A 25,656-nucleotide genomic window follows, 5' to 3' on the forward strand; every position below is an offset into this window, starting at 1 on the left:
CGTGAGCGCGGCGCCGGGCCCAACTGGAGTGATTGCATTTTAATGCAATCGAGACGGGCGGGAGGGCCCCGCCCGAAAGCTCAGTCTTCGGAGGCTGATTTTTTCGCGGTTTTCTTTGCGGGCGCCTTCTTGGCGGTGGCGTTCTTGGGCACGGCCTTCTTCTTGGCTGGCGCTTTCTTTTTGCTTGCCGTCTTTCCGGTCTTTTCGGTGATCAGGGCAACCGCCATTTCCATCGTGACGTCCTTGGCCTCGATGTCCTTGGCCAGTGTGGCATTGACCTTGCCCCATTTCACATAGGGGCCATAGCGCCCGTCCATCACGTTGACAGGTCCGCCTTCACTTGGATGCTCGCCCAGTTCCTTGAGTGGTTTGGCCGCGGCGGAAGACCGGCCCCGGCCCGGATTGGCGCGTTTTTCGGCCAGCATCTCAACCGCGCGGTTCATGCCGACCTCGAAAACGTCAAGCGTTTCCTTGAGGTTGACGTAGACGGGTTTTTCCTCGTCCGGGCGCTGATGCATGATGTAGGGGCCAAACCGACCAAGGTTTGACGACACCATGCCGCCATCCGGGTGTTGGCCGATCTCGCGCGGCAGGGTGAGCAGAGTGACCGCCTGTTCCAAAGTGACATCATTGGGGCCCCAGCCCGGCAGATAATCCTTGCCCTGTTTCGGGAGCGAGGAGCGTGGCGGTTTCTTGTTTTCCGGCGTGGCTTCGCCGCGCTGTACGTAAGGCCCGAAACGGCCGGACTTCAGGTGGATTTCGTCGCCGTCATCTTCGCCCAGGACCCGCTCGTACCCTTCGGCCCCTTCGCCGGAGATCGGCCGGGTGTAGTTGCATTCCGGGTAGTTGCCGCAGCCGACAAACCCGCCGGTGCGCGAGGTTTTCAGGTGTAGCTGACCGGCGCCGCATTTCGGGCATTGGCGCGGGTCGCCGCCGTCGTCGCGTGGCGGATAGAGCTGCGGCGCGAGCGCCTCGTCAAGCACATCGAGCACTTCGGAAATACGCAGATCCGAGGTTTCGGAAATCGCGGCTGAAAAATCGCGCCAGAAACTGTCGAGCAGTGCCTTGTAATCCTTTTCGCCGGCGCTGACATCGTCCAGTTGGTTCTCCAACGCGGCGGTAAAGTCATATTCCACGTAGCGTTTGAAGAAATTCAACAGGAAGATCGTCACGATCCGGCCCTTGTCCTCGGGGAACAGGCGGTTCTTGTCCTTGCGGACGTATTCGCGGTCCTGAATCGTGGTGATCACGCTGGCGTAGGTGGAGGGGCGGCCGATGCCCAGCTCTTCCATCCGTTTGACCAATGTGGCCTCGGTGTAGCGCGGCGGCGGCTGTGTGTGGTGCTGGAGCGCCAGGGTCGCGCCGTCGCCGGACAGCCGGGCGCCTTCGGGACCGGCCTTTTCGGCCTGCGCCGCGATGCTGGCGGCGAATTTCAGGTTTTCACCTTCCATGATTTGCGGCAGGCGGTTGTCGTCCTCGTCCACCACATCATCGCGCCCTTCCTCATAGACGCGCATGAAACCGTCAAACAGCACGACCTGGCCGGTGGCCCGCAGCACGACCTGCTTGTCGCTCGACCCGATATCGACCGTGGTCCGTTCCATCCGGGCACCGGCCATCTGGCAGGCCAGGGTGCGCTTCCAGATCAGATCATAAAGCTTGCGCTGATCCTCTTCGGAGACCTTGAGGCTCTTGGCGTCGCGGCTCATATCCGTCGGGCGGATACATTCGTGCGCTTCCTGCGCATTCTTGGCCTTGTTCTTGTAGATGCGCGGCTCGGAGGGGACGTATTCCTTGCCGTAGCGGGTCTCGATCTCTGCGCGCGCCTCCTGCACCGCCTCGGGCGCCATATCAATGCCGTCGGTCCGCATATAGGTGATCAGGCCAGCCTCATAGAGGCGCTGTGCAGTGTTCATGCACTGTCGCGCGCCCATGCCGAACTTACGGCTGGCTTCCTGTTGCAGGGTTGATGTCATGAACGGCGCCGAAGGGTTGCGCGCGGCGGGTTTCGCTTCGACCGAGAGCACCGACATCTTGCGGCTGGTGACAGCCTGCACCGCAAGCTCGGCAGAGGTGGCATTGCCCAGACTGAATTTATCGAGCTTTTCACCGCCCAGAACGGTCAGTCTTGCCTCAAAGCTCTGGCCACGCGGGGTCGCCAGATGGGCGCGGACCGACCAGTATTCCTGCGGTCTGAACGCCTCGATTTCCATCTCGCGTTCAACGATCAGGCGCAGACAGACGGATTGCACCCGCCCGGCGGAGCGGGCACCGGGGAGTTTGCGCCACAGCACCGGCGACAGGTTGAACCCGACCAGATAGTCGAGCGCGCGGCGGGCCAGATAGGCCTCGACCAGCGGCATGTCGACCTGACGCGGGTTGCGCATCGCCTCGGTCACGGCATCTTTGGTGATGGCGTTGAAGGTGACGCGGCTGACGGCGGTGTCCTTTTTAATCGAGCGCCGCTTGGTGAGCGCCTCTTGCAGGTGCCAGCTGATTGCCTCGCCTTCGCGATCGGGGTCGGTCGCGAGAATGAGAGCGTTGTCGTTCTTCAGGGCCTCGGCGATGGCGCGCACATGTTTCTTGCTGTCATTGCCGACCTCCCAGGTCATGGCAAAATCATCGTCCGGTTCCACCGATCCATTCTTGGCTGGCAGGTCCCGAACATGGCCATAGGATGCCAGAACAGTGTAGTCGGAGCCCAGATATTTGTTGATCGTTTTTGCTTTGGCCGGAGATTCAACGACGACGACTGGCATTAATATGGGCACCTTTTTATACGGGTTCAATCGGCTCTATGGCCGGGCAAAATGTGTCGCGCAAGGGGAGAATGTCAATCCATGCGAAGAAATCCGCGCTGAAAACGCCAGGCTGGCGGGGGCCTGCGTCCCTGTAAAAATTAGCGTTTTTTGATGATCACCCCGCCCGGACCACGGTCAATCGCGCCCGACAGTTCCAGATCCATCAGCACCGTCCGGACCTTGCGGGCCGGGCTGTCGAGGTCTTCGATCAGCTGCATTTCGGGGGTCGGCGCGGCGGCCAGCCGGTCGAGAATGATCTGATGGAGGGCTGCGGTCTGGCGCAGGTTTCGCCGCTCTGGTGGCGGCTCCGGGCGCTCCTGCTGTCGGGGGCGCGGCGGCGCTGGCGCCGACATCGGGGGCAGGGCGTCGATGACATCTTTGGCGTTGCGGACCAGAACCGCACCATCCCGGATCAAGAGATTCCCGCCACTGGCCCGCGCATCAAAGGGGTGACCGGGCACAGCCAGCACATCCCGTCCCAGGTCGAGGGCGTCGCGGGCGGTGATGAGGCTGCCGGATTTCACGGCGGCCTCTACCACCACGGTGGCCAGCCCAATTCCGGCGATAATGCGATTGCGGGGCGGAAAATGACGCGCTTGCGGCTGCAATCCCATTGGCTGTTCGGACAGCCGCAGGCCCTGGGCGGCAATCGCATGGGCAAGCTTGGTGTTTTCGGTGGGATAGATGACATCGACACCGCCACCCTGGACGGCGATGGTGCCACTGTGCAAGGCCCCCTCATGACTGGAGGCGTCGATCCCACGCGCCAGCCCGGAGACCACGACATAGCCGGAGTCGCCGAGATCCCGGGCAAGCGCATAGGCCATGCGCCGCCCCAGCGAGGAGGCGTTGCGGGCACCAACGATGGAGACCGCAGGGCGGGATAGCAGGGACGTATCCCCAATCGCCCAAAGCGCCGGGGGAGGATTGTGAAGCGAAGTCAGGAGCTCCGGGTAATCGGGATCCCCAAAACACAAAAGCCGCGCATTGGCGGCTTTTGCAGTTGTGAGCTCGGCGTCCAAAGCATCTTTTGAGTATGTTTCATACCCTTTTACGCCTGCAGTGGCTGCCACTTCGGGCAGCATGTCCAGCACGTTCTGCGCTGTCCCATATTCGGCGAGTAGCCGAAAGAAGGTCACTGTCCCGATTCCACGGGAGCGCAACAGGCGAAGCCAGGAATACCTTTGATCTTCCGTGGTGGGTGGGAGTGGGGGGTGAGTGGAAGAATATGCTTCTCCGGTCATGCCCTCGCCTCGCCTTGTTGCAAATATAGGTTTACGGCTTCAGGGGTTAACAGGTGGTGAAGATCGAAACAGTTTATAGCGATTTTTCACTACTTTTTACCTACCCTTTGATTTCACTTATAAAAAATAGAAATCAGACCGCTTGGCGACTGTCGAAACGCCGTCGCCAAGCGTCGTTTCGTGGTAAATATGCGGGCCGATATCTGGGAACTTTCGGCGGAATCGTCATCTTCGTTAAGCAGACGTAAGCCGCGCGTTAAAGTCTTGGATTGGGGCGCACGCCCTCCCGACTCGCTGGACCAGCGGGGAGGGCGTGCACGATTCGAACGTGTCAGGTGGCGGAGCCGCCGACGGTCAGGCCGCCCATCAGGACGCTGGGCTGGCCGACCCCCACAGGCACCCACTGCCCCTGTTTGCCGCAATTCCCCATCCCAGGGTCGAGCGCCATATCATTTCCAAGGCCGCGGATCTTTTGCAGCGCTGTCGCGCCATCTCCGATCAGGGTCGCGCCCTTGACCGGCGCACCGATTTTGCCGTTTTTGACCCGATAGGCCTCGGTGCAGGAAAACACGAATTTGCCATTGGTGATGTCGACCTGACCGCCGCCAAAGCCAACGGCCCAGATGCCGTCCTTGATATCTTTGACCAGATCCTCAGGCGCAGCTGTGCCGCCCAGCATATAGGTGTTGGTCATCCGGGGCATCGGCGCATGGGCAAAGCTCTGACGGCGACCGTTCCCGGTGGGGTCCACCCCCATCAGCCGCGCGTTCTGCCGATCCTGCATGAAGCCGACAAGAATGCCATCCTCGATCAGGGTGGTTTTCTGGCTCGGTGTGCCCTCATCATCGACCGTGATCGACCCCCGTCGATCCGTGATGGTGCCATCGTCCAGCACGGTGACACCGGGGGCTGCAATCCGTTGCCCCATCAGCCCGGCAAAAGCAGACGAGCCCTTGCGGTTGAAGTCCCCTTCCAGCCCGTGACCGATGGCCTCGTGCAGCAGGATACCGGGCCAGCCGGGGCCAAGTACCACGTCCATTTCGCCCGCCGGGGCGGGTTCGGCTTCCAGATTGACCAATGCGACACGCAGTGCCTCGCGCGCCTTGGCCTGCCAGTCCTCCGCTGCGATCAGCCCGTCCAGCCCGACGCGACCGCCACCACCGGCGGTTCCGTTTTCGCGCCGTCCGTTTTCTTCGACGATGACCGAGACGTTGACGCGGGTCATCGGTCGCACATCGCGCACCCGGACTCCATCGGCGCGCAGGATCTCGACCTCCTGGATCGAGGCGGCGAGTGTGGCGGACACCTGCACGACCCGAGAATCAAGCGCACGGGCGAAAGCGTCGATCTCGCGCAGCGTGTCCACCTTGACCGGAAATCCCTGGGCAGAAATCGGATCTATGTCACTATAAAGTTTCTGGTTGGTCGCCTGCGGGGCCGGGGCCATGGTGCCGCCACCATCCCCCACCGCGAGGCGCGCGGTCTCTGACGCGCGCTTCAGTGCGGAAATCGACATGGTGGTCGAATGCGCGTATCCGGCGACCTCGCCGCGCACGGCGCGCAGGCCAAATCCTTCGGCCGCGTCATAGCTGGCTGTACGCAAACGCCCGTCATCAAAGACGAGCGCCTCCGATTTTGTACGCTCGGCGAAGATTTCGCCGTCGTCGGCACCTTGCAAGGCAGCGCGCAGAACCGGCAGCGCCTCATCCTCGGGAAGCGTGGTCTCAAAGGGGCGAAACGCGGTGGTATCCATCAAATGGGCCTCGATTTTTTTGCTCTAAGTCAAGAAAGCGACGCAATGACGCGCGCAACCCTCTTTATAACCTCTCAAGAATATGATTTTTAACGGCACCAAAGACAACGGTCGCGGTACGATTTTCTCAATCGATTCCGACGACCGGTACATGCAACGATCAAGCGATCAGGAAACGACATGAAGAATGCTTTGACGCTTTCGGGCTTTATCGCCGCTCTCACGAGCCTTCCAGCAATGGCGCAAGAAGGACTGGAGACCATTGGCAAGCCGACCGACGGCTACCTTGGGTTTCAGCCGGCCGGCTCCGAACTGGCCGAAGGGATTCACCAGCTTGATCACATGCTGCTGATCATCATCACCGTAATCTGCCTGTTTGTGGCGGGGCTGATGCTCTATGCGATTGTGCGCTTCAATCGCCGGGCCAACCCGGAAGCGGCCAGCTTTACCCACCACACGCCGGTCGAGATCGCCTGGACCGTTGTTCCGATCCTGATCCTGATTGTCATCGGCTCCTTCTCGTTGCCGGAACTGTTCCGCCAACAGGAAATCCCCGAAGCGGATATCACCATCAAGGCGACGGGCTACCAGTGGTACTGGGGTTATGAATATGTCGATCACGATTTTGCCTTTGACAGCTACCTGATCGGCCACCCGGCCACGATCACCGAGGAAGACGAAGCGGCAGGGGTCGAGGCCTTCATCAACAGTGAAGAAATGGCGGCCAAGCTGGCGGCCGCAGGGTATAACGCCGACGAGTTCCTGCTGGCGACCAACACCGCAGTTGTTGTGCCGGTCAACAAGACCATCGTGATGCAGGTGACCGGCGCCGATGTGATCCATGCCTGGGCGATGCCTGCCTTCGGGGTGAAGCAGGATGCGGTGCCGGGCCGTCTGGCGGAGCTTTGGTTCAAGCCAACCAAGGAAGGCATCTATTTCGGTCAGTGTTCCGAACTGTGCGGCAAGGACCACGCCTATATGCCGATTACGGTCAAGGTCGTCAGCGAAGAGGCCTATGAAGAATGGCTGAACGGGGCGATCGAAGAATATGCGGGGCTTCCGCAGAGCTTTCAGGTCGCTGCCAACAACTAAATCGGGCATTGCCCGCGGGCTGTCTTGCTGACAGATACGCGGCCAGACGGTCCGACCCAGGTGGGATTGACCACCAGACCCAGACCGGCCGCGCTTTGTCTGCGCGGCCGTGTACGACGAAAGAAGAGCCCAGCCCATGAGTGATGCCAGCCTCAACGCAAGCCTGATCCGCGAAGACGACGCGTCTTTTGGCGACTACTTTGCCCTGTTGAAGCCACGGGTCATGTCGCTGGTGGTGTTTACTGCATTGGTGGGCCTGCTGGCCGCACCCACAGGGGTGCATCCGGTGATTGGGTTCTGTGCGATCCTGTTCATTGCAATCGGCGGCGGTGCGTCCGGCGCGTTGAACATGTGGTGGGACGCGGATATCGACCAGGTGATGAAGCGCACGAAGTCGCGCCCGATCCCGGCCGGCAAGGTCGACAAGGGGGAGGCACTGAGCCTTGGGCTTGCCCTGTCGGGCCTGTCGGTGATCATGCTGGCGCTCGCGACCAATATCTTTGCCGGAGCCTTTTTGGCATTCACCATCTTTTTCTACGTGGTGATCTATACCATGTGGCTGAAGCGGGCGACGCCGCAGAACATCGTGATTGGTGGCGCGGCCGGGGCCTTTCCTCCGGTCATCGGCTGGATCGCCGCGACGGGAACCATGTCGATTGAACCCTGGTTGATGTTTGCGCTGACCTTCTTGTGGACGCCGCCGCACTTCTGGGCGCTGGCGCTGTTCATGCGCAATGACTATGATCTGGCCGATGTGCCGATGCTGACGGTGACACATGGTCGCCGGGCAACCCGTAAACATATCCTTGTATATACTGTCATTCTCGCCGCTTTTGCCATTGCGACCGGGTTCACGGGCGTTGGCGGGCCGATCTACCTTGCGGTGGCGGTGGTGCTGAACTCGCTGTTTCTGAAAGGCGCCGTAGAGATCTGGCGTCGTGACGAAGACATCTGTGAAGCGGATAACTTCAAGGCGGAGCGGTCTTTCTTCAAGCTGTCTTTGCTCTACCTCTTCCTCCACTTCGGCGCGATCCTCGTCGAGGCGGTGTTGAAACCTTATGGAATGGGAGGCTGGTAAAACATGAGCCTGCGTAAGGAACATGAGCTGCATACGCGGCGCAAGGGGCGCAATATGGGCGTTGGCCTGCTGTTGGCTGGGTTTGTCGTTCTGGTTCTGGCGCTGACGGTGGTCAAGCTGACGTCGTCCAATTTCACCTTTCCGAAAATGGACAGCGAGGAGCAGAACTGATGGCGCTGAACGGACCCCAGAAAACGGTGGTTCAGCTGGTGGGCGTTGTTGTGCTCATGGGCGGTCTCGCCTGGGCATCGGTGCCGTTCTACGACTGGTTCTGCCGCGTCACCGGATTTGGCGGGGTGACACAGGTGGCCACCGGCGATTCTGCGACCGTCCTTGATCAGACCATCAAGGTGCGCTTCGACGCCTCCAAAGATCGCGGTATGCCGTGGGAGTTCAAACCCGTCGAACGGATCATGGAGTTGAAAATCGGCGAGACCGGGCTGGCCTTCTACGAGGCCTACAATCCGACGGACCGACCCGTCGCCGGGCAGGCGTCTTACAACGTTGCGCCCTATTCGGCAGGTTATTACTTTGAAAAGATACAGTGTTTCTGCTTTAACGAGCAGGTGCTGCAACCTGGGGAACGGGTAATGATGCCTGTAACCTTCTTCGTGGACCCCGAAATCACTAAGGATCCAGAAGCAAAATTTGTGCATACGATCACCTTGTCGTACACATTTCACGAGATCGATCTGCCAGAGGGTCTAGCCGCCCTCGATACCGGGGAGACATCCGGGGCAGAGATAGAACTGAACTAAGGCCGCTTTGGTGAGGGACACTTAAATGGCGCATGCTAAAAATCACGACTTTCACATTCTGCCGCCGTCGATCTGGCCGCTGCTGAGCGCATTTGGCGCGTTTGTCATGCTGTTCGGCGCAGTGCGCTGGATGCACGACAGCAGCTCCTGGCTCTTTTGGGCCGGTCTGGTCGCGGTGCTCTACTCCGCCTTCTGCTGGTGGTCCGAGACCATCGCCGAAAACAAAGCGGGCGACCACACGCCGGTCGTTCTGATCGGCCTGCGATATGGGTTCATCCTGTTCGTCATGTCCGAGGTGATGTTCTTTTTCGCCTGGTTCTGGTCCTTCTTCAAACACGCCATCTATCCGATGGAAAACTACATCGGGACCGAATACGTGGCGCCGGCCATCCACGCGGTCGACCCGTTCCATCTGCCGCTGATCAATACGCTGGTGCTGTTGCTGTCCGGCTGTGCGGTGACCTGGGCGCACCATGCGCTGGTGCATGAGAATGACCGCAAGAGCCTGATCAACGGTCTTGCAATCGGTATCGTCCTCGGCGTGTTCTTCACAGTGCTCCAAGGGTATGAATATGCAGAGCTGATCCTGCATGAAGGCTGGCAGTTCGGCGGCGACGAGTTCTTCTCCAACTTCTTCATGGCGACCGGTTTCCATGGGTTCCACGTGGTCCTTGGCACCATTTTCCTGACGGTTTGTCTGATCCGCGCGATGAAGGGGGATTTCACCCCGAAACAGCACGCCGGCTTTGAAATGGCGGCCTGGTACTGGCACTTCGTCGATGTGGTTTGGCTGTTCCTCTTTGTGGCTGTCTACATCTGGGGCACCGCCAGCCTGTAAGCCGACCCTCGGTGTATGGGTTACATGATTGCGGTTTTCCTTTCCGCTTTCAGGCCGTATTTAGCAGGCGCGCGGGGTCTCCTCGTGCGCCTCTTTCGTGAGAGGCTCGTGATTGGGGGCGGTGCGGGTGCCGGAACAGGAGTGGGTATTTGATTCGACGCGTGATCTTTCTTACCCTGGTCGGGGGGGTAGGCTTCGCGACGCTGCTGGCGCTGGGGATCTGGCAGATGCAGCGGCTTGCCTGGAAACAGTCGATTCTCGACACCATCGAAAGCCGCATTGCTGCCGCGCCGGTCGCCTTGCCAAACGCACCAAGCGCGTCGGCGGACAGCTATCGCGCGGTGACGGTCGCGGGCGAGATCGAACCCAAGGAGCTACATGTGTTCTGGGTGACCGAACGGGCAGGGGCAGGGTATCGCGTGATCTCGTCCTTCGTGACCCGTTCGGGGCGGCGCATTCTGCTGGACCGCGGGTTTATCCGCAGCGCTGACAAGGCGAGCGAGCGTCCGGCGGGTCCGGCCGAGATCACCGGCAATCTCCTCTGGCCACAGGAAGGCGACTGGACCACCCCGCCCCCCGAGGTCGACAGCAATATTCTGTATACACGCGATCTGGCCTATATGGCGGATCAGCTGAACACAGAACCGCTTCTTGTTGTGGCCCGCGAGGGCACCCGTGTGCCGACGCCATTGCCCGTCACGACCGAGGGTATTCCGAATAATCACCTGCAATATGCCATCACCTGGTTCTTGCTGGCCCTGATCTGGGCCGTCATGACCGTGACCTTTCTCTTGCGTACGCGCGCCAAAACCTGACAGGATCTGACGCCATGAAATATATCTCCACTCGCGGCCAGGCGCCGGAACTTTCATTCGAAGACGCCATGCTGACCGGCCTCGCCCGGGACGGGGGGCTTTATGTGCCTGCGCACATTCCGACGCTCAGCGCCGAGGAGATCGCCGGTTTTGCAGGTAAGCCCTATGAGGAGGTCGCGTTCCATGTGATGTGGCCCTATGTCTCCGGCTCGTTTTCCGAAGAAGAGTTCAAGGGGGCGATTGCCCGTGCCTATGCCGATTTCGGCCATGCCGCGCTGGCGCCGCTGAAACAGCTGGCGGGAAATCATTTCCTGTTGGAGCTGTTCCACGGTCCGACACTGGCGTTCAAGGATTTCGCAATGCAGCTGATCGGTCAGCTGTTTCAGACCGCGCTGAAACGCCGTGGGGACAGGGTGACCATTGTCGGCGCCACTTCTGGCGATACCGGCTCCGCGGCGATTGAAGCCTTTCGCGGGCTTGATGCGGTGGATGTTTTTATCCTTTACCCCCATGGTCGCGTCTCTGAGGTGCAGCGTCGCCAGATGACGACGCCAAATGAACCAAACGTGCATGCCTTGGCGGTGGATGGCGATTTCGACGATTGTCAGGCCGCCGTCAAAGACATGTTCAACGACTTTGATTTCCGCGACTCGGTCCACCTGGCCGGGGTGAATTCGATCAACTTTGCCCGGGTGCTGGCGCAGGTGGTCTATTATTTTACCGCCGCGGTGTCGCTTGGCGCACCTCACCGCAAGGTATCCTTCACGGTACCGACCGGGAATTTCGGGGACATTTTTGCAGGCTATATCGCGCGGCAAATGGGGCTGCCGATCGAACAGCTGGTGGTCGCCACCAACCAGAATGACATCCTGCACCGCTGTCTGTCTGGCGAGGGGTATTTCAAGGGCGAAACCATGCCCTCCATCTCGCCATCAATGGATATCCAGGTTTCGTCGAACTTTGAGCGGGCATTGTTCTATGCCTACGATCAGGATGGCGCCGCCGTGGCACAGCTGATGGACGAGTTGAAACAGGGCGGCGGCTTCAACGTCTCGCAGGGGGCGATGCAGGCCCTGGCCGAGATCTATACCTCTGGCCGCGCCTCCGAAGAGGAAACCCTGGCCACGATCAAATCCGAATTGGCGGCCTCGGGAGAATTGCTGTGCCCGCATGGGGCCGTTGGTGTCAAAGTGGCCAAGGAACATTTGCACGAAAGCGTCCCGATGGTGACCCTCGCCACGGCGCATCCGGCAAAATTCCCCGCCGCCGTCGAAGATGCCTCTGGCGTGTTTCCACCTCTTCCCCCGCGCATGGCAGATCTGTATGAAAGGTCGGAACGGGTGACCCGGATCACCAACGATCTGGGTGCCATCGAAGATCACATCAGAAAGCACACCAAGCCTTGACCATCAAACAAGCCCGCCTGCCAAACGGCTTTCGCATCGTCACTGAACATATGCCGGGGTTGCAATCGGCCTCTGTCGGTATCTGGGTTTCGGCGGGCGGCCGTCACGAACGTCTGGAGCAAAACGGCGTTGCACATTTCCTTGAACATATGGCGTTCAAGGGCACAAAGAAGCGCAGTGCCTTGCAGATCGCGGAGGCGATCGAGGATGTGGGCGGCTATATCAATGCCTACACCAGTCGCGAGGTCACGGCCTATTACGCCCGGGTGCTGAAAGACGACGTTGATCTGGCGCTGGATGTAATCGGGGATATCGTCCTGAACTCCGTTTTTGATGACCGCGAGATCGAAATCGAACGTGGGGTGATCCTGCAGGAAATCGGCCAGTCCCTGGACACGCCGGACGACATCATTTTCGACTGGCTGCAGGAAGAAAGCTATCGCGATCAGGCCATTGGCCGGTCTATCCTCGGTCCGGCGGAGCGGGTCCGCGGGTTTTCGAAAGAAGACCTGCGCCGTTTCGTCGGCGAACACTACGGCCCCGGCCAGATGATCCTTTCGGCAGCCGGAGCGGTCGATCACGACCGGTTGGTGAAGGCGGCAGAGGCCCTGTTCGGAGATCTGGTGCCGCAGCAACAGAGTGTGATGGATGTCGCCCGCTTCGTGGGCGGTGAGGTGCGCCGGGACAAGACGCTGGAGCAGGCGCATGTGGCGCTGGCATTTGAAAGTCCCAGCTACCGCGCCGATGACATCTACACTGCGCAGATCTACGCGGCTGCGCTGGGGGGGGGCATGTCGTCGCGGCTGTTCCAGGAAGTGCGGGAGAAACGCGGCCTCTGCTATACGATCTTCAGCCAGGCCGGTGCCTATGAGGACACCGGGATGCTGACGATCTATGCCGGCACCTCAGGCGATCAGGTCGCTGATCTGATTGGAATCACCGTCGATGAATTGAAACGCGCCGCCGATGACATGTCCGATGCAGAGGTCGAACGCGCCCGAGCCCAGATGAAGGCCGGCATGTTGATGGGGCTTGAAAGCCCCTCCAACCGCGCCGAGCGCTTGGCCCGGCTGGTGCAGATCTGGGACGAGGTGCCGAGCCTTGAATCCACCGTCGCCCGGATCGATGCTGTAACCACCGCCGAGGTGCGCGCGATGGCAGCCCGAATTGGCCGCGATGCCCCTGCCGCCCTGGCGCTTTATGGTCCTGTCTCCGCTGCGCCGGGTCTGGAGGAGATCGCAAGAAAGCGCGCCGCCTGATGCTTTTGGCGCGCCGGACACTGAAGTTGGAAACGGAGCGATTGACGCTTCGGCCGCCTGTGCATTCAGATTTTCGGTACTGGGCTTTCCTGCGCCAAAAAAGCCGCGAGCATCTGGTGTCGTGGGAACCAGCCTGGTCGGCGGATCACCTGACACGCAAATCGTTTACCAACCGGGTGTATTGGGCGAAACGTTCCATTGCCCAAGGCACGGCGCTGCCGTTGTTCCTGATCCGGCGCGAGGACGAGCAGTTGGTCGGGGCGATCACGCTTGACAATATCCGGCGCGGACCTGCCATGGCAGGCACGATTGGCTATTGGACCGGAACCCAGTTTGCCCGCAAGGGATACATGCGGGAGGCCATCGGAACCGTCGTGCACCATGCGTTTACCCGGCTCGACCTCAGTCGGATCGAGGCGGCCTGCCTGCCGGAAAATGCGGCCTCGCGGGGGCTGCTTGAACGATCCGGGTTCAAATATGAAGGCGTGGCGCAATCCTATCTGCAGATCAACGGGCGCTGGCGCACCCATGTGCTGTACTCTGCGTTGCGCAACGATCGCCGGGGCAAGACCATGGCCGGACAAGTCTAGGGTCGCAGACGTCTGGGCCGACCCTGACAGGCGATGTCAAAAACTTATCCAAGTGGGTTTTTTTCCGTGACCTTCCGGCGGTCAGACCTAAATCAGCTTCATGCGAGTGATCTTTGGGTGTGTTTTTACGGTCATGCTGACCGTAGTGGCTGGCGCGAGCTCCGCACAGGAGCACCGCGCCAGTCACTGTATCGCCCTTGCCGAAACCGCGCCCGGACTGGAGTACCTTCACAAGGCCAGTTGGAGTGACCCGCTGCCGGACACATACTCCGTACGTCTTCACTATATCGCGCATGCCTCTTTCCTGATCCAGACGGCGGGTGGACTGAATGCTGTGACCGACTATACCGGTTTCATCGGGTCTACGCCGCTGATGCCCGATGTGGTGACGATGAACCATGCCCATAGCACCCATTGGACGGAGTTTCCCGACCCGGCGATCCCGCATGTGCTGGAGGGCTGGGGAGCGTTTGGCGAAGGTGTCAGCCACCATCTTGATCTGGGCGAAATGCTCGTTCGCAATGTTTCGACCGACATCCGGTCCGGCAATGGCGTTGAACGGTATGGCAATTCGATATTCGTCTTTGAGGTGGCAGGCCTGTGTATCGGCCATCTGGGCCATTTGCACCATATGCCCACGCCGGAACAGTTTGCGGCGCTTGGGCGGTTGGATGTCGTGATGGCGGCCGTGGATGGCGGCTCGACGCTGCCTTTGCCTGATATGGTACAGGTTCTGTCCCGTTTGCAGTCGTCTGTCGTGATACCGATGCATTGGTTCGGCGACTTTACACTGGAACGGTTTCTGACCGAGATCGGCGAGACCTTTGCCATCATCCGGGTGGACGGGCCCGAAATGACCGTCTCCCTGCGCAGCCTGCCGGACCGTCCCACCGTTTTTGTGTTGCAACCCGCTTATCTGCGGGCGGATCAATAGCAGGCTTGCCATCGGCCCCGAGATTGTCGATGCAAGGCATATGACCAGCCTCAGACCTGCCGATCCCGCCTTTCTCGATGCACTTGCCGCGCGTTTGCCGGCCGATAGCCTGCGTCCAGCCGAAGAGCGCCACCTTGAGGAACCGCGCGCCCGGTCTCGTGGGCAGGCCGCTGCGGTTGCTTTGCCCCGAAGCGTTGGGGAGGTCGCCGAAGTGGTGCGCGCGGCCCATGCAGCCCATGTCGGGGTCGTCCCCTATGGCGGCGGCACGGGCTTGGTGGGCGGCCAGGTCATGCCGGACGGTCCCGCGCCGATCCTGCTGTCACTGGAGCGTATGCGCGCCATTCGCGAGGTCTTTCCGGACGAAAATGTGCTCCTTGCCGAAGCGGGCGTGACGCTCGCCGATGTCCAGGCGGCAGCTCATGCGGCCGACCGGCTGTTTCCGCTCTCCCTCGCGTCAGAGGGAACCGCGCGGATTGGTGGCAATCTGTCGACCAATGCTGGCGGTGTGAATGTCCTTCGGTATGGCAACGCCCGCGACCTCTGCCTTGGGCTGGAGGCGGTGCTGCCGACGGGCGAGATCTGGCATGGTCTGACTCGCCTGCGCAAGGACAACACAGGCTATGATTTGCGCAACTTGTTGATCGGCGCCGAAGGCACGTTGGGCGTGATCACGGCTGCGGCGCTAAAGCTGTCACCGATCCCGCGCCACGTTGGCACGGCGCTTTTTTCGGTCGAATCTCCGGCTGCCGCGATCCAGTTGCTTGCCCTCGCGCGGGAGGCGGTTGCCGAGGGGGTCAGCGCCTTCGAGCTCATTCATCGTCAGGGTTTGGATTTCCTGGCCGAGACCCTTCCTGACCTGCGTCAACCCTTTGATGAAACGCCGGAATGGTGCGTTCTTATTGATCTCGGGCTTGGTGCGGGGCAGGCGCCAGAGGAGGTACTGACCGATCTTTTTGGCCGCGCGCTGGACGCTGGCATTTCCCGCGATGGTGTCATCGCGCAATCGGAAGCGCAGCGTCAGGCGCTTTGGTCGGTGCGAGAATTCATCCCCGAAGCCAATCGCCGTATCGGAAGCGTTTCCAGCCACGACATCTCGGTGCCAATTTCCCGCATTCCCGCCTTTATCTCGGCCGGTTGGGCGGCGATGTCCAGGCTGGATTCCAGTTTGCGGATCAATTGCTTTGGCCATCTTGGGGATGGGAACCTGCACTACAATGTGTTCCCAGCCAAAGGCCGCAAGCGGGCCGACTACGACGCTCTGCGCGGCGATGTCAAACGTATCATCCACGATCTGGTTGCGGATTACGGTGGTTCCATCAGTGCCGAACATGGCATCGGCAGGTTCAAGGTCGATGATCTGGAGCGCTATGGCGATCCGGTCAAACTGGCGGCGATGCGGGCCATTAAGCAGGCCCTTGATCCGCATGGCATCATGAACCCTGGCGCGGTTCTGGCCTCTGCGTAGAGATCGCAAAGACATCGACAGCAAAAAGGGGAGCCGTGAGGCTCCCCATGGTATTCGGGGCGGCAACAAAATGCGACGTGCGCAGATCAGTTCTGCGGCATGATCACCTTGTCGATCACGTGAATGATGCCGTTTTCCGCCTCGATATCGGCCTGGATCACATTGGCATCGTTCACCATCGCGCTGCCGTTGATGCTGACGGTGACATCAGACCCCTGAACCGTGGTCGATTTTGTCCCGTCGACCAGGTCGGAGGACATCATTTTGCCAGGCACAACGTGATAGCTGAGGATGCTGACAAGCTGCGCCTTGTTTTCCGGTTTCAACAACTCTTCCAGGGTGCCGTCAGGCAGTGCTTCGAAAGCAGCGTCGGTGGGGGCAAACACGGTGAACGGGCCGTCGCTTTTCAGCGTTTCGGCCAATTCCGCGGCGCTGACTGCGGCGACAAGCGTATCAAAATCGTCGTTTCCCGACGCGATCTCGACGATGTCCTGAGTGGCGCCGGCTGCGAAGGCGGCAGAAGTCAGGGCGAGGCCAGCAACGGCACCAAGTGCGAATTTGCGGAACATGTGAGAATCTCCTCTTAATCGAACCTTTGACACCGCGATTGCGGCATCTGAGGAGACAACGCGGCAAACGCGATTTTGGATCTGGCAAAAATGCGTCATTTGCGATTTGACAAAAAGGAAAGGCCGCCTAAGCCGGCGGCCCTTGAAATTCCCAATCACGTTTTTGCGATCAGACGTGTTCCGTCGTGATCGCGCGGAGGCCTGAACCGGGCGATCAGAGACCGTCGAACTCGCACAGGACATGCACATCCATGCCGAGATCCTCGAGATGTTTGCGCCCGCCCAGCTCCGGCAGGTCAATGATAAAGGCGCAGGAAATGATCTCCCCGCCGAGTTTCTCGATCAGCTTGATGCCCGCGCCTGCGGTGCCACCTGTGGCGAGAAGATCATCGACCAGAAGGATCTTTTCACCGGGCTGGATCGCATCCTTGTGCAACTCGACGATGGCCTCGCCATACTCCAGCTTGTATTCTTGGCTGATGGTGGCGCCGGGCAGTTTGCCCTTTTTGCGAACGGGCACAAATCCGGTGCCAAGCTGATGCGCAATCGCGCCGCCGAGGATAAAACCGCGCGCTTCAAGACCGACAACTTTGTCGATGCGTTGTCCCGCATAGGGGTGCAGCATCTGGTCGACCGCCATGCGGAAGCCGCGCGGATCGGCAAACAACGTCGTCACGTCGCGGAACATGATCCCTTCGTGCGGGAAATCGACGATGGTACGGATATAGTCTTTGACGGTTTTCGACTTGCTCATGGCATCGGGTCTCTGGCTTGGCTTCCTATGACAGCGATCGTCCGGCCCATTGGGTCCCCAAGGAGCCGGACCATCGCGGTTTGACCGAAGCACACCGATCTTGCAAGCGTCAACGTTGTTTGAAGAAGTCAAATTGGCAGCGCCGCTGCCGGTGGCCCGTTATTTCCGCAGCGCCAGATAGCTGCGATAGAGGCTGGATGGCAACCAGGCCAGATGGGGCCGCAGCCAGTCATGTCGGCGGACAGTCAGCAGATTTCGAGCAACGTGAAGGTTCATGATTGAACTCTCCTTTATGTTTACAAATACTGGCAGCAACAGATGCAGCGAAGGGCCGCATATGCAATGTATATACATTGCATATGCGAAAAACAACTCTGAAGCGAAACGAGTTCCGTGAACAAAAAGTCAAAAACCAAGACGCCCAAGAAGGACAGTCAGTTGGTTCTCCGTCTCGACAAGGCGGAGCGGGATGAGTTTGTCGCGCTTTGCAAAAAGCTCGACACCTCGGCCGCACGCGAAATCCGCCAATTCATGCGAGAGTTCGTGAAGAAGAACGACTAGCGCCGCAGCACCGGGTCAGCCCAGCACCCGGCCGGCCACTGCATCCAGTTTCGCCAGAAGCGCGGGGTCGCGTTTGTCGGGGGCCGTCATGATGGCGAACTCCAGGGCCCGGTCGCAGCCATGCGGGCAGGCTGCACGCTCGGCGCCCAGCCGTGCAGGCAGACCTTTGACCAATGCGCGCCCCTTTTCGGAGTTGCCCTGCAGGGTCGCGATGATCTCGGTGATATCAACCGCTCCATGCGCGGGGTGCCAGCTGTCAAAGTCGGTGACCATGGCGACGGATGCGTAGCAGAGCTCGGCCTCGCGGGCCAGTTTTGCCTCTGGCATGTTGGTCATGCCGATGACGTCGCAGCCCCAGACATCGCGGTACATTTTTGATTCCGCCATCGAGGAGAACTGCGGCCCCTCCATCGCGAGGTAAGTGCCGCCGCGATGGACGGTGATCCCCGCTGCTTTGGCGGCGGATTCGCAGGCATCGCCCAGACGTGGGCAGGTGGGGTGGGCCACCGATACATGGGCCACGCAGCCCGAAGAGAAAAAACTTTTTTCGCGGGCAAAGGTGCGATCGATGAATTGATCCACGATCACGAAGTCGCCGGGGGCCATGTTTTCGCGGAATGAACCGCAGGCCGAAACGGAAATCACATCTGTCACGCCGATCCGTTTCAGCGCGTCGATATTAGCGCGATAGGGGACGTCTGTCGGGCTATGCACATGGCCACGTCCGTGCCGGGGGAGAAAGGCCATTTTGACGCCATCAAAGCGCCCGGTGAGGATCTGGTCGGAGGGGGTGCCCCAGGGGCTGGTGACGCTGGACCATTGGGCGCCCTCCAGACCGTCGATATCATAGATGCCGGATCCGCCGATGACGGCAATCATTGTCTCTGTCATGTCGAACTCTCCTGCGGATGTTTGTCGATCTATGACCGAGCGGAGCGCAATTTGGCAAGCCGTGGATGCCGCCGACAGGAATATTTGCCAGCAGCGGCAGCAGGAGGGGACGTCCGGCGCGGGTCGGCGGTACAGGGCAGGCCGACTGGAGGTTTTGCGGGGGGAACAGAAGGTCAGTCCTGCTGACATATGCGTCACCGCCGCGCCGCAGATCCCCGGCACCACATGTGGCGGGCCCGCGTCCCTTGTGTCGCAGGGGGATTGGCGCTAACAGGCGCTCAGCGGATCCCCCTCAGTCGACCACAGGTGAATTGTCATGACGCGCGGCGTGCTCGGCCTTCTGGCCAAGAATATCTCTCCTCCGAACCTTTCTATCATGCAGGACGAAGGCTTCAGTGTTGGCCGTCTGCGAACCGAGCTTCTGTCTGGGTTGACAGTGGCCCTGGCCTTGGTGCCGGAAGCCGTTGCCTTTGCGTTTGTTGCCGGGGTGCATCCGCTTGTGGGTCTCTATGCGGCGTTTATCGTCGGCCTGATCACGGCGGTCTTCGGGGGGCGGCCGGGGATGATTTCCGGCGCGACCGGGGCGTTGGCCGTGGTGATGGTGGCGCTGGTGGCCGAACATGGGGTGGAGTATCTTTTTGCCACCGTGGTACTGATGGGCATTCTGCAAGTGATTGCCGGGGCAATGCATTGGGGTAAATTTATCCGATTGGTGCCACATCCGGTGATGCTGGGGTTCGTCAACGGGTTGGCCATTGTGATTTTCCTGGCCCAGCTGACGCAGTTCAAGGTGCCGGGCACAGTGGAAAACACCGGGCATGGGGCAGGCGGCGGTGCCTGGCTGTCCGGCGGACAGCTGGCCACCATGCTGGGGCTTGTGGCATTGACCATGGCGATCATCTGGGTGATGCCGCGGGTGACCAAGATCATCCCGGCGCCGCTCGCGGGGATCGGTATCACGGCTGCGATCGTGATTGCCTTTGGACTTGATGTGCCGCGGGTCGGCGATCTGGCCTCGATCGAGGGCGGGCTGCCATTGTTTCATCTGCCCATGGTGCCGTTGAACTGGGAGACGTTGCAGATCATCCTGCCCTATGCGGTGATCCTCGCCGCAATCGGTTTGATCGAGAGCCTTCTGACACTGAACCTTGTGGGTGAAATTACCGGCAAGCGTGGCGGTGCGAGCCAGGAATGCATCGCCCAGGGCGGCGCCAATATCGTCACCGGTTTCTTTGGTGGCATGGGGGGCTGTGCCATGATCGGCCAGTCGATGATCAACGTCAATTCCGGTGGTCGCACGCGGATCGCGGGCATTGCGGCGGCGTTGTTCCTGCTGATCTTTATCGTCGCAGCATCCCCGCTGATCGAGCAGATCCCGCTGGCGGCACTGGTCGGGGTGATGTTCATGGTGGTGATCGGCACCTTTGCCTGGAACAGCTTCAAGATCATGACCAAGGTGCCGTTGACAGACGCCTTTGTTATCGTCCTGGTGACCGTTGTCACTGTGATGACCGACCTTGCGATTGCGGTTGTAGTGGGGGTGATCGTTTCCGCCCTGGCCTATGCCTGGAACAACGCCCGCCGCATCCATGCCATCACTCGCGACAGTGTGCGCGAGCAGGGCGCGAAGGTCTATGAGATCCAGGGGCCGCTTTTCTTCGGATCGACAGACGGTTTTATCGAACTGTTCGACGTCGAAGGTGACCCGGACGCTGTGATCGTGGATTTTGCTGCATCGCGTGTGGTGGACCAGTCTGCGCTACAGGCGATTGAAACCATGGCGGGTAAATATCAGGCCGCCGGTAAATCCATTCAGTTGCGCCATCTCAGCCGGGATTGCCACGAGCTTTTGTCGAAGGCAGGCCATCTGATGGTCGACAGCGACGACGACCCGGAATACGGGCTGGCGGTAGATTATTCCGTTAAGACCGGCATTCTGGGAAGCCACTAAGGCCTGAGAAACCGGGGATTATTCGGTCGCGGTCCCTGCGGGGACCGCGGCTTTTTTATTTTGCAGCGGCGGCGGGTTGCCTGGCCCTCGGCCCGGCGTCAATCAGGTGCAAGGCTGTCCAGCATATCAAGGTCGCCGGAGACGAGCGCAGGTTCTGCGCGGCTGATCAGTTCGACCGGCCAATCCCACCATTTGAGCGCGAGAAGACGCGCGATCTGCGGTTTGGAGAACCGGTGCCGCACAATCGACGCCGGATTTCCGGTGACGATGGCGTAAGGGGGGACCGTGCCGCGCACCACTGCGCCTGCTCCGATCACCGCGCCGTCGCCAATCCGCGCGCCGGGCAGGATCATTGCGCCGTAGCCGATCCAGACATCGTGTCCGATTATCGTATCCCGAGTGTCCGGCTGAAACCCCGCCATCTGAGCGGGGTCAAAGACCGGAAAGGGATAGCAGCTCAGTCCCTCCTGGGCATGGTTCGCCGACGCAGTGATGAATTTGACCCCATGGGCAATCTGACAGAAACGACCAATCTTGAGCCGTTCGCGGGCGCCGGGAAACAGGTAGGGGGCCAGATGGGCGGCCCAATCCTGCGGCGGGGCAAAGTCGGACGCGTAGGTGTAGTCGCCAACGTTGAAATTCGGATTCTCGACAACACGCGCCAACATGACCGTGCCGGTATGGGGGGAGCCATCGGGCAGAATGATCGGGTGACGCGCGCTTGGATCGGGCAGGGGCATTGCGAATCGCTCTATTCGTCGGGTCGGGAGAGGGAGAACAGGTCGCTGATCCTAGCATAATCGCGGTAGCCAAGACGGGACAGCGGCTGGTAACGCGTGACGTCAAAAACCCCGTCCACCAGGCAATCATCGCGCAGATGCACGCCGACCACCTCGCCAAAGGCCACTTTGTTTGCCTCGCCGGGCAGGTCGATGATGCGTGTCAGCTTGCACTCCAGCGCGGCAGGTACACCTGCCACGCGGCTGCAGGCGATGGTTTCGCAGTCGATTGCCTGCAACCCCGCATGGGCAAACTCGTCCGTTTCCCTGGGCAAGATGGCAGAGGTTTTGTTCATGGCATCCCGCATCGCGTATTCCACGATGTTGACGCAGAACACGCCTGTGTCGCGGATATTGCTCATGCTATCCTTGGTGCCGTCCTGGTCCGCTTTGGTCGAGGTGGAGGCAAACATCACCTGTGGCGGTACATAGGCGACGGCATTGAAGAAGGAATAGGGGGCAAGATTGTTGACCCCATCCGCGGATCGGGTTGAGATCCAGCCGATCGGGCGCGGGGTGACAACTGCGTTGAAAGGATTGTGCGGCAGGCCGTGGCCATCCTCGGGGCGGTAGAACATTGCATGTCTCCAAATGTTTGCCCAAGACTTACGCGCGTGCTAGGGCGAAATCCACCCCCGCGTCCCGATGGCTTTTGACCTCTGGCGCGATGGCGCATTTGACGGAGCCTGAGACACGTGATCACTATCGCGTCCGAGACGCCAGACGATTCCTGGGAGGTCGAAGCCCTCTATGACCTGTGTTTCGCGCCGGGACGGACTGCCCTGTCCTCTTATCGGTTGCGCGACGACGTGGCGCCGGTGCGCGCCCTCAGCCAATTGGCCCGAGACGGGGATGGCATCCTCGCCGGGGCAATTCGGTTCTGGCCTGTGCATGTCGGAACGGCGGCCGCCCTGCTGCTGGGGCCCGTCGCCGTCCACCCGACGCGACAGGGCGAAGGGATCGGGGCCTCGTTGATCCGGGACAGCCTCTGGAAGGCGGACCATAGCCATTGGGAACGCGTGATCCTTGTCGGCGATGCCCCGTACTACCAACGTTTCGGGTTTCAGCGGCTGGAGGGGGGCGAGATGCCGCCCCCCACGAACCCGGATCGGGTGCTGGGATTGGAGCTGCAGCCCGGTGCCTGGGACCGGGTGCAGGGCCAGGTGCGGCGCTGGACCGGCGTCGCTCAAGGATAGCGGTGATCCGCGCCCGTGGGCGTCACCTCGGCCTGTGATCTTGAAATTCTCGTCCAGGCTGCCGATGTTTTCTTTAACCGGGGGAGGTCGATTATGGGTGAACTGCTGGAACAGTCTGCGCGGAACCTGACAGCGGTCGAGGTGGAGGCTGAGCTGGACGCGATCGCGCGGCGCTATCGGGCTGCCGGGCATTTTGGCATTCGCCTCCTGAATGCGCTGGGCGGCCAGGCCGAAGGAATGATGCGCCGCCTGCCGGCCCCACTACGTGGTGGCGTCGAGCATGCGGTGCTGCTTGCGTTGCATCTTGCCGTGCGGGGGGCCGCGCAAAGCCGCCGTGTTGTTGCCGATCAGCCTGCACAGACCAACCGTTGGGTCAGCGCGACCATGGGCATGGTGGGCGGCGCCGCCGGGTTTCCGGGCGCTCTGGTCGAGCTGCCCGCGACAACGACTTTCCTTCTGCGCAGTATTCAGGGGGTTGCGTCTGAATACGGCTTTGACCCGTCGAACCCGAATGTCCGCTTTGATGCGGTCGAGGTCTTTGCCGCTGCGGGCCCACTGCGCCATGACGACGGGGCCGATACCGGGTTCTTGACCCTCAGGCTGGGCTTGTCTGGCGCCGGGCTGTCGCAGCTGGTTGCCGCTGTCGCACCGCGCCTTGCCGTGGCGCTTGGCCCGAAACTGGCAGCGCAGATGGTGCCGGTTCTGGGGGCGGCGGCAGGGGGCGGTATCAACTACGTCTATGCCGGCTACTATCAGGAAATGGCACATGTGCATTTTGCCCTGCGACGTCTCGCTCTGGATGCGGATGCGCCCTATCCGCAGATGGTCGAGCGGTTGCAAAAGCGGCTTTTGCGGTGAATTTCTGTACTGGAAGTTGCATCTGACACAGGACCCACATCAAAATCTGGTAGACGCGGTCAGACGAGGGGGCGCGAATTAACGGGTGACTTGGCCGCAGGATAGCCTACCATTCCGTGACAGGCGAATGCGGATCGGCCAGAGGGTGGCCCGCGCGAGGTGGAAAACGACCAGACCGGCGATGCAACCGGCGGCGACACAGAGAACGGAGGTCGCATGGGGCAGCCTATTGATGCGAGGCAGACCGCGAAGGCGATCGAAGAGGCCAATCAACAGGTCGGCGCATTGTGCTACCGTGTGTCGGACAAGGGTCGGCTTAGGGTACTGATGGTGACCTCCCGGCGCACTGGTCGCTGGATCATTCCCAAGGGCTGGCCAATGGTGGGGAAAACCGCGTCTGAGGCCGCAGCCCAGGAAGCCTGGGAAGAGGCCGGCGTGCGCGGTGTCGCAGAGGAAACCAGTATCGGCGCCTTCACCTATACCAAGTTGCGTGGACCAGGCGACGGCTGCCTGCTGTGCCGGGTCACGGTGTTTCCCTTGGCGGTGCAGCACCTGGCGGATCGGTTCCCTGAGAAGAACCAGCGCGACCGAAGCTGGATGTCCCCCGCCGAGGCGGCAAAACAGGTGGCTGAAAAGGGGCTTGCGGAGCTGCTGAAAGCCTTTGCGCCCGAGCCGCGCTAGCCCTGCATTGTGCGATGCACGCCTTGCACGGACTTGCAAACTCCGTGACAGAGTATTTAATGATCCGCTCTGAGGACGGGACACGAAATGATACGGTATTCTCTGAAATGTACAGATGGCCATGGGTTCGAAAGCTGGTTCCAATCCGCTGAGGCCTACGACAAGCTGCTCAGGGTTGGAATGGTTGCCTGCACGGAGTGCGGCTCGACACAGGTTGAAAAGGCATTGATGGCACCGCGCGTCCGGCCGGGACGAACAACCGAGACAGCGGCAGGCGACAGCGGGGAGCCAGGCCAGGAGGTGTCCAATGCCAAGCCGGAGACCGCTTCGGCGCCGCTGCGTACCCCGGCAACGCCACAGGAAAAAGCCATCGCAGCGATGCGCAAACAGGTCGAAGCGAATTCGGACTACGTGGGCGCGGATTTTGCCAAACAGGCCCGGGATATGTATCTGGGCGATGCACCCGCACGGTCGATTCACGGCGAAGCAAAAATCGAAGAGGCGAAGGCGCTGATCGAGGATGGGGTGCCGGTTTTGCCGCTGCCATTTGCTGTCAGCCGGAAGGTGAACTGATCAACGGCTCGACGCAAACAGATCAAAAGGGAGAAGCCTCCGATGCATGTCGTGGTGACGGGCAGCAGCCGCGGAATAGGGCGTGAGCTGAAGACACGATTGGCCGCGCGCGGGGACCGGGTTACGGGTACTTCACGCGACCATTCCTCGGGCACCCGACTGGATGTCAGCGACCCTGGGCAGCAGGCGCGGTTCGCAGCGCAGATCAAGGGCGACGCGGTTGATCTGCTGGTGTGCAATGCTGGGGTCTATCTGGACAAGGCGATGAAGCTTGAGGATTACTCGGCGGAGCTTTGGAACAAGACACTGACGGTGAATGTCTCGGGCGTGTTTCTGACCGTGCAGGCGATGTTGCCGAACCTGCGTCTGGCAGAGACGCCGCGGATCGCGATTATCTCTTCGCAAATGGCAAGCAACGCCCGCGCGCCGGGCGGATCCTACGCCTATCGCGCATCAAAGGCAGCGGTACTCAACCTTGGCCGAAACCTTGCCACCGACCTTGCGCAGGAGCGGATCGCGGTGGGTATCTATCATCCGGGCTGGGTGCGCACCGATATGGGCGGGAGCTCTGGCGAGATCTCGGTCGAGGAAAGCGCGATAGGTCTGATGCACGAATTCGACATGCTCTCGATGGAGACCACGGGTTGTTTTCACAGCTGGGACGGGCGCGTTCAGCCCTATTGAGGTCGGCCACCAAAGGCAGCTCCATATGTGCCGCGACCACCTAAATAGTGTGGCAGCGTGACGAAAAGAAACCGGGCACATGGCCCGGTTTCTTTGGTTCTATCTTATGCTCTCGTGCCGGTCGGC

At 60.7% G+C, this 25,656-nt stretch carries 26 protein-coding genes; 18 read left to right on the top strand and 8 right to left on the bottom strand.

The window, feature by feature from the left end:
- Positions 1 to 80: 80 nt before the first annotated feature.
- The 3 genes from topA to tldD all read right to left on the bottom strand — a co-directional run bounded on the left by topA (position 81) and on the right by tldD (position 5,798).
- The gene (topA, locus tag TRIHO_RS05615; protein ID WP_068241106.1) at positions 81 to 2,759 is read right to left on the bottom strand and encodes a type I DNA topoisomerase; all 2,679 of its coding nucleotides are present in this window, start codon (positions 2,757 to 2,759) and stop codon (positions 81 to 83) included.
- 140 nt (positions 2,760 to 2,899) lie between these two features.
- Complete coding sequence (gene dprA / locus TRIHO_RS05620) at positions 2,900 to 4,045, bottom strand: DNA-processing protein DprA (protein ID WP_068241108.1); 1,146 nt, start codon at positions 4,043 to 4,045, stop codon at positions 2,900 to 2,902.
- A 331-nt stretch (positions 4,046 to 4,376) separates the two neighbouring features.
- Positions 4,377 to 5,798 carry a metalloprotease TldD gene (tldD, locus tag TRIHO_RS05625; RefSeq protein WP_068241110.1) on the bottom strand — a complete coding sequence of 474 codons (1,422 nt, stop codon included), beginning with the start codon at positions 5,796 to 5,798 and terminating at the stop codon, positions 4,377 to 4,379.
- A gap of 180 nt (positions 5,799 to 5,978) precedes the next feature.
- Here tldD and coxB point away from each other — a divergent pair, with 180 nt between their 5' ends.
- From coxB to TRIHO_RS05680, 11 genes are all read left to right on the top strand, one after another.
- Positions 5,979 to 6,890: a cytochrome c oxidase subunit II gene (gene coxB, locus TRIHO_RS05630; protein ID WP_068241112.1), complete on the top strand. Its 912-nt coding sequence runs from the start codon at positions 5,979 to 5,981 to the stop codon at positions 6,888 to 6,890.
- Between the two features lie 136 nt (positions 6,891 to 7,026).
- Positions 7,027 to 7,968, top strand: coding sequence for a heme o synthase (cyoE, locus tag TRIHO_RS05635; protein ID WP_068241114.1), 942 nt, complete (start codon positions 7,027 to 7,029; stop codon positions 7,966 to 7,968).
- A gap of 3 nt (positions 7,969 to 7,971) precedes the next feature.
- Positions 7,972 to 8,139 (top strand): cytochrome C oxidase assembly protein, encoded by a 168-nt coding sequence (locus tag TRIHO_RS05640; protein ID WP_068241116.1) that lies wholly within the window; start codon positions 7,972 to 7,974, stop codon positions 8,137 to 8,139.
- Positions 8,139 to 8,726, top strand: coding sequence for a cytochrome c oxidase assembly protein (locus TRIHO_RS05645; protein ID WP_068241118.1), 588 nt, complete (start codon positions 8,139 to 8,141; stop codon positions 8,724 to 8,726). Before TRIHO_RS05640 ends, TRIHO_RS05645 begins: the two co-directional genes overlap by 1 nt.
- Before the next feature lie 25 nt (positions 8,727 to 8,751).
- Entirely contained in the window at positions 8,752 to 9,564 is an 813-nt protein-coding gene (locus TRIHO_RS05650; RefSeq protein WP_068241120.1) for a cytochrome c oxidase subunit 3, read from the top strand.
- Positions 9,565 to 9,716: 152 nt separating this feature from the next.
- The gene (locus tag TRIHO_RS05655) at positions 9,717 to 10,379 is read left to right on the top strand and encodes an SURF1 family protein (protein ID WP_068241264.1); all 663 of its coding nucleotides are present in this window, start codon (positions 9,717 to 9,719) and stop codon (positions 10,377 to 10,379) included.
- 14 nt (positions 10,380 to 10,393) lie between these two features.
- The gene (gene thrC / locus TRIHO_RS05660) at positions 10,394 to 11,785 is read left to right on the top strand and encodes a threonine synthase (RefSeq protein WP_068241122.1); all 1,392 of its coding nucleotides are present in this window, start codon (positions 10,394 to 10,396) and stop codon (positions 11,783 to 11,785) included.
- Entirely contained in the window at positions 11,782 to 13,044 is a 1,263-nt protein-coding gene (locus TRIHO_RS05665) for a M16 family metallopeptidase (protein WP_068241123.1), read from the top strand. Before thrC ends, TRIHO_RS05665 begins: the two co-directional genes overlap by 4 nt.
- Positions 13,044 to 13,634, top strand: coding sequence for a GNAT family N-acetyltransferase (locus TRIHO_RS05670; RefSeq protein ID WP_068241125.1), 591 nt, complete (start codon positions 13,044 to 13,046; stop codon positions 13,632 to 13,634). The genes TRIHO_RS05665 and TRIHO_RS05670 overlap by 1 nt, the downstream gene beginning before the upstream one ends.
- Before the next feature lie 100 nt (positions 13,635 to 13,734).
- A complete protein-coding gene (locus TRIHO_RS05675; RefSeq protein WP_068241127.1) occupies positions 13,735 to 14,568 on the top strand; it encodes an MBL fold metallo-hydrolase in 834 nt (277 codons plus the stop codon).
- A 40-nt stretch (positions 14,569 to 14,608) separates the two neighbouring features.
- Positions 14,609 to 16,033, top strand: a complete 1,425-nt coding sequence (locus TRIHO_RS05680) for an FAD-binding oxidoreductase (protein WP_068241129.1) — start codon at positions 14,609 to 14,611, stop codon at positions 16,031 to 16,033.
- Positions 16,034 to 16,119: 86 nt separating this feature from the next.
- Here the strand turns inward: TRIHO_RS05680 and TRIHO_RS05685 are convergent, their stop codons facing one another.
- Together TRIHO_RS05685 and TRIHO_RS05690 are read right to left on the bottom strand one after the other, a co-directional pair.
- Positions 16,120 to 16,602, bottom strand: a complete 483-nt coding sequence (locus TRIHO_RS05685; RefSeq protein ID WP_068241131.1) for a fasciclin domain-containing protein — start codon at positions 16,600 to 16,602, stop codon at positions 16,120 to 16,122.
- A gap of 214 nt (positions 16,603 to 16,816) precedes the next feature.
- Positions 16,817 to 17,356: an adenine phosphoribosyltransferase gene (locus TRIHO_RS05690; protein ID WP_068241133.1), complete on the bottom strand. Its 540-nt coding sequence runs from the start codon at positions 17,354 to 17,356 to the stop codon at positions 16,817 to 16,819.
- 393 nt (positions 17,357 to 17,749) lie between these two features.
- Between TRIHO_RS05690 and TRIHO_RS23825 the strand changes: the two genes are divergently transcribed.
- Positions 17,750 to 17,917 carry a hypothetical protein gene (locus TRIHO_RS23825; protein ID WP_165595891.1) on the top strand — a complete coding sequence of 56 codons (168 nt, stop codon included), beginning with the start codon at positions 17,750 to 17,752 and terminating at the stop codon, positions 17,915 to 17,917.
- A 15-nt stretch (positions 17,918 to 17,932) separates the two neighbouring features.
- Here the strand turns inward: TRIHO_RS23825 and TRIHO_RS05695 are convergent, their stop codons facing one another.
- The gene (locus tag TRIHO_RS05695; protein ID WP_068241135.1) at positions 17,933 to 18,808 is read right to left on the bottom strand and encodes an S-methyl-5'-thioadenosine phosphorylase; all 876 of its coding nucleotides are present in this window, start codon (positions 18,806 to 18,808) and stop codon (positions 17,933 to 17,935) included.
- 316 nt (positions 18,809 to 19,124) lie between these two features.
- Here TRIHO_RS05695 and TRIHO_RS05705 point away from each other — a divergent pair, with 316 nt between their 5' ends.
- Entirely contained in the window at positions 19,125 to 20,759 is a 1,635-nt protein-coding gene (locus TRIHO_RS05705) for a SulP family inorganic anion transporter (RefSeq protein ID WP_068241139.1), read from the top strand.
- Between the two features lie 98 nt (positions 20,760 to 20,857).
- On the opposite strand, the gene TRIHO_RS05710 is transcribed toward TRIHO_RS05705, so the two are convergent.
- Positions 20,858 to 21,499, bottom strand: a complete 642-nt coding sequence (locus TRIHO_RS05710; RefSeq protein ID WP_068241141.1) for a CatB-related O-acetyltransferase — start codon at positions 21,497 to 21,499, stop codon at positions 20,858 to 20,860.
- Between the two features lie 11 nt (positions 21,500 to 21,510).
- Complete coding sequence (locus TRIHO_RS05715) at positions 21,511 to 22,116, bottom strand: flavin reductase family protein (protein ID WP_068241143.1); 606 nt, start codon at positions 22,114 to 22,116, stop codon at positions 21,511 to 21,513.
- Between the two features lie 117 nt (positions 22,117 to 22,233).
- On the opposite strand from TRIHO_RS05715, the gene TRIHO_RS05720 reads away from it, so the two are divergent.
- The 5 genes from TRIHO_RS05720 (at position 22,234) to TRIHO_RS05740 (ending at position 25,530) form a co-directional block, all read left to right on the top strand.
- On the top strand, positions 22,234 to 22,734 hold the full coding sequence (locus TRIHO_RS05720; RefSeq protein WP_068241145.1) for a GNAT family N-acetyltransferase: 501 nt from the start codon (positions 22,234 to 22,236) through the stop codon (positions 22,732 to 22,734).
- Between the two features lie 93 nt (positions 22,735 to 22,827).
- A complete protein-coding gene (locus TRIHO_RS05725; protein ID WP_068241147.1) occupies positions 22,828 to 23,592 on the top strand; it encodes an EcsC family protein in 765 nt (254 codons plus the stop codon).
- Between the two features lie 216 nt (positions 23,593 to 23,808).
- Positions 23,809 to 24,273 carry an NUDIX hydrolase gene (locus tag TRIHO_RS05730; RefSeq protein WP_068241266.1) on the top strand — a complete coding sequence of 155 codons (465 nt, stop codon included), beginning with the start codon at positions 23,809 to 23,811 and terminating at the stop codon, positions 24,271 to 24,273.
- 87 nt (positions 24,274 to 24,360) lie between these two features.
- On the top strand, positions 24,361 to 24,846 hold the full coding sequence (locus TRIHO_RS05735) for a DUF1178 family protein (RefSeq protein WP_068241149.1): 486 nt from the start codon (positions 24,361 to 24,363) through the stop codon (positions 24,844 to 24,846).
- A gap of 42 nt (positions 24,847 to 24,888) precedes the next feature.
- On the top strand, positions 24,889 to 25,530 hold the full coding sequence (locus tag TRIHO_RS05740) for an SDR family NAD(P)-dependent oxidoreductase (RefSeq protein ID WP_068241150.1): 642 nt from the start codon (positions 24,889 to 24,891) through the stop codon (positions 25,528 to 25,530).
- Positions 25,531 to 25,656: the final 126 nt, after the last annotated feature.

This window comes from Tritonibacter horizontis (genome assembly GCF_001518015.1).
Classification (GTDB): Bacteria; Pseudomonadota; Alphaproteobacteria; order Rhodobacterales; family Rhodobacteraceae; genus Epibacterium; species Epibacterium horizontis.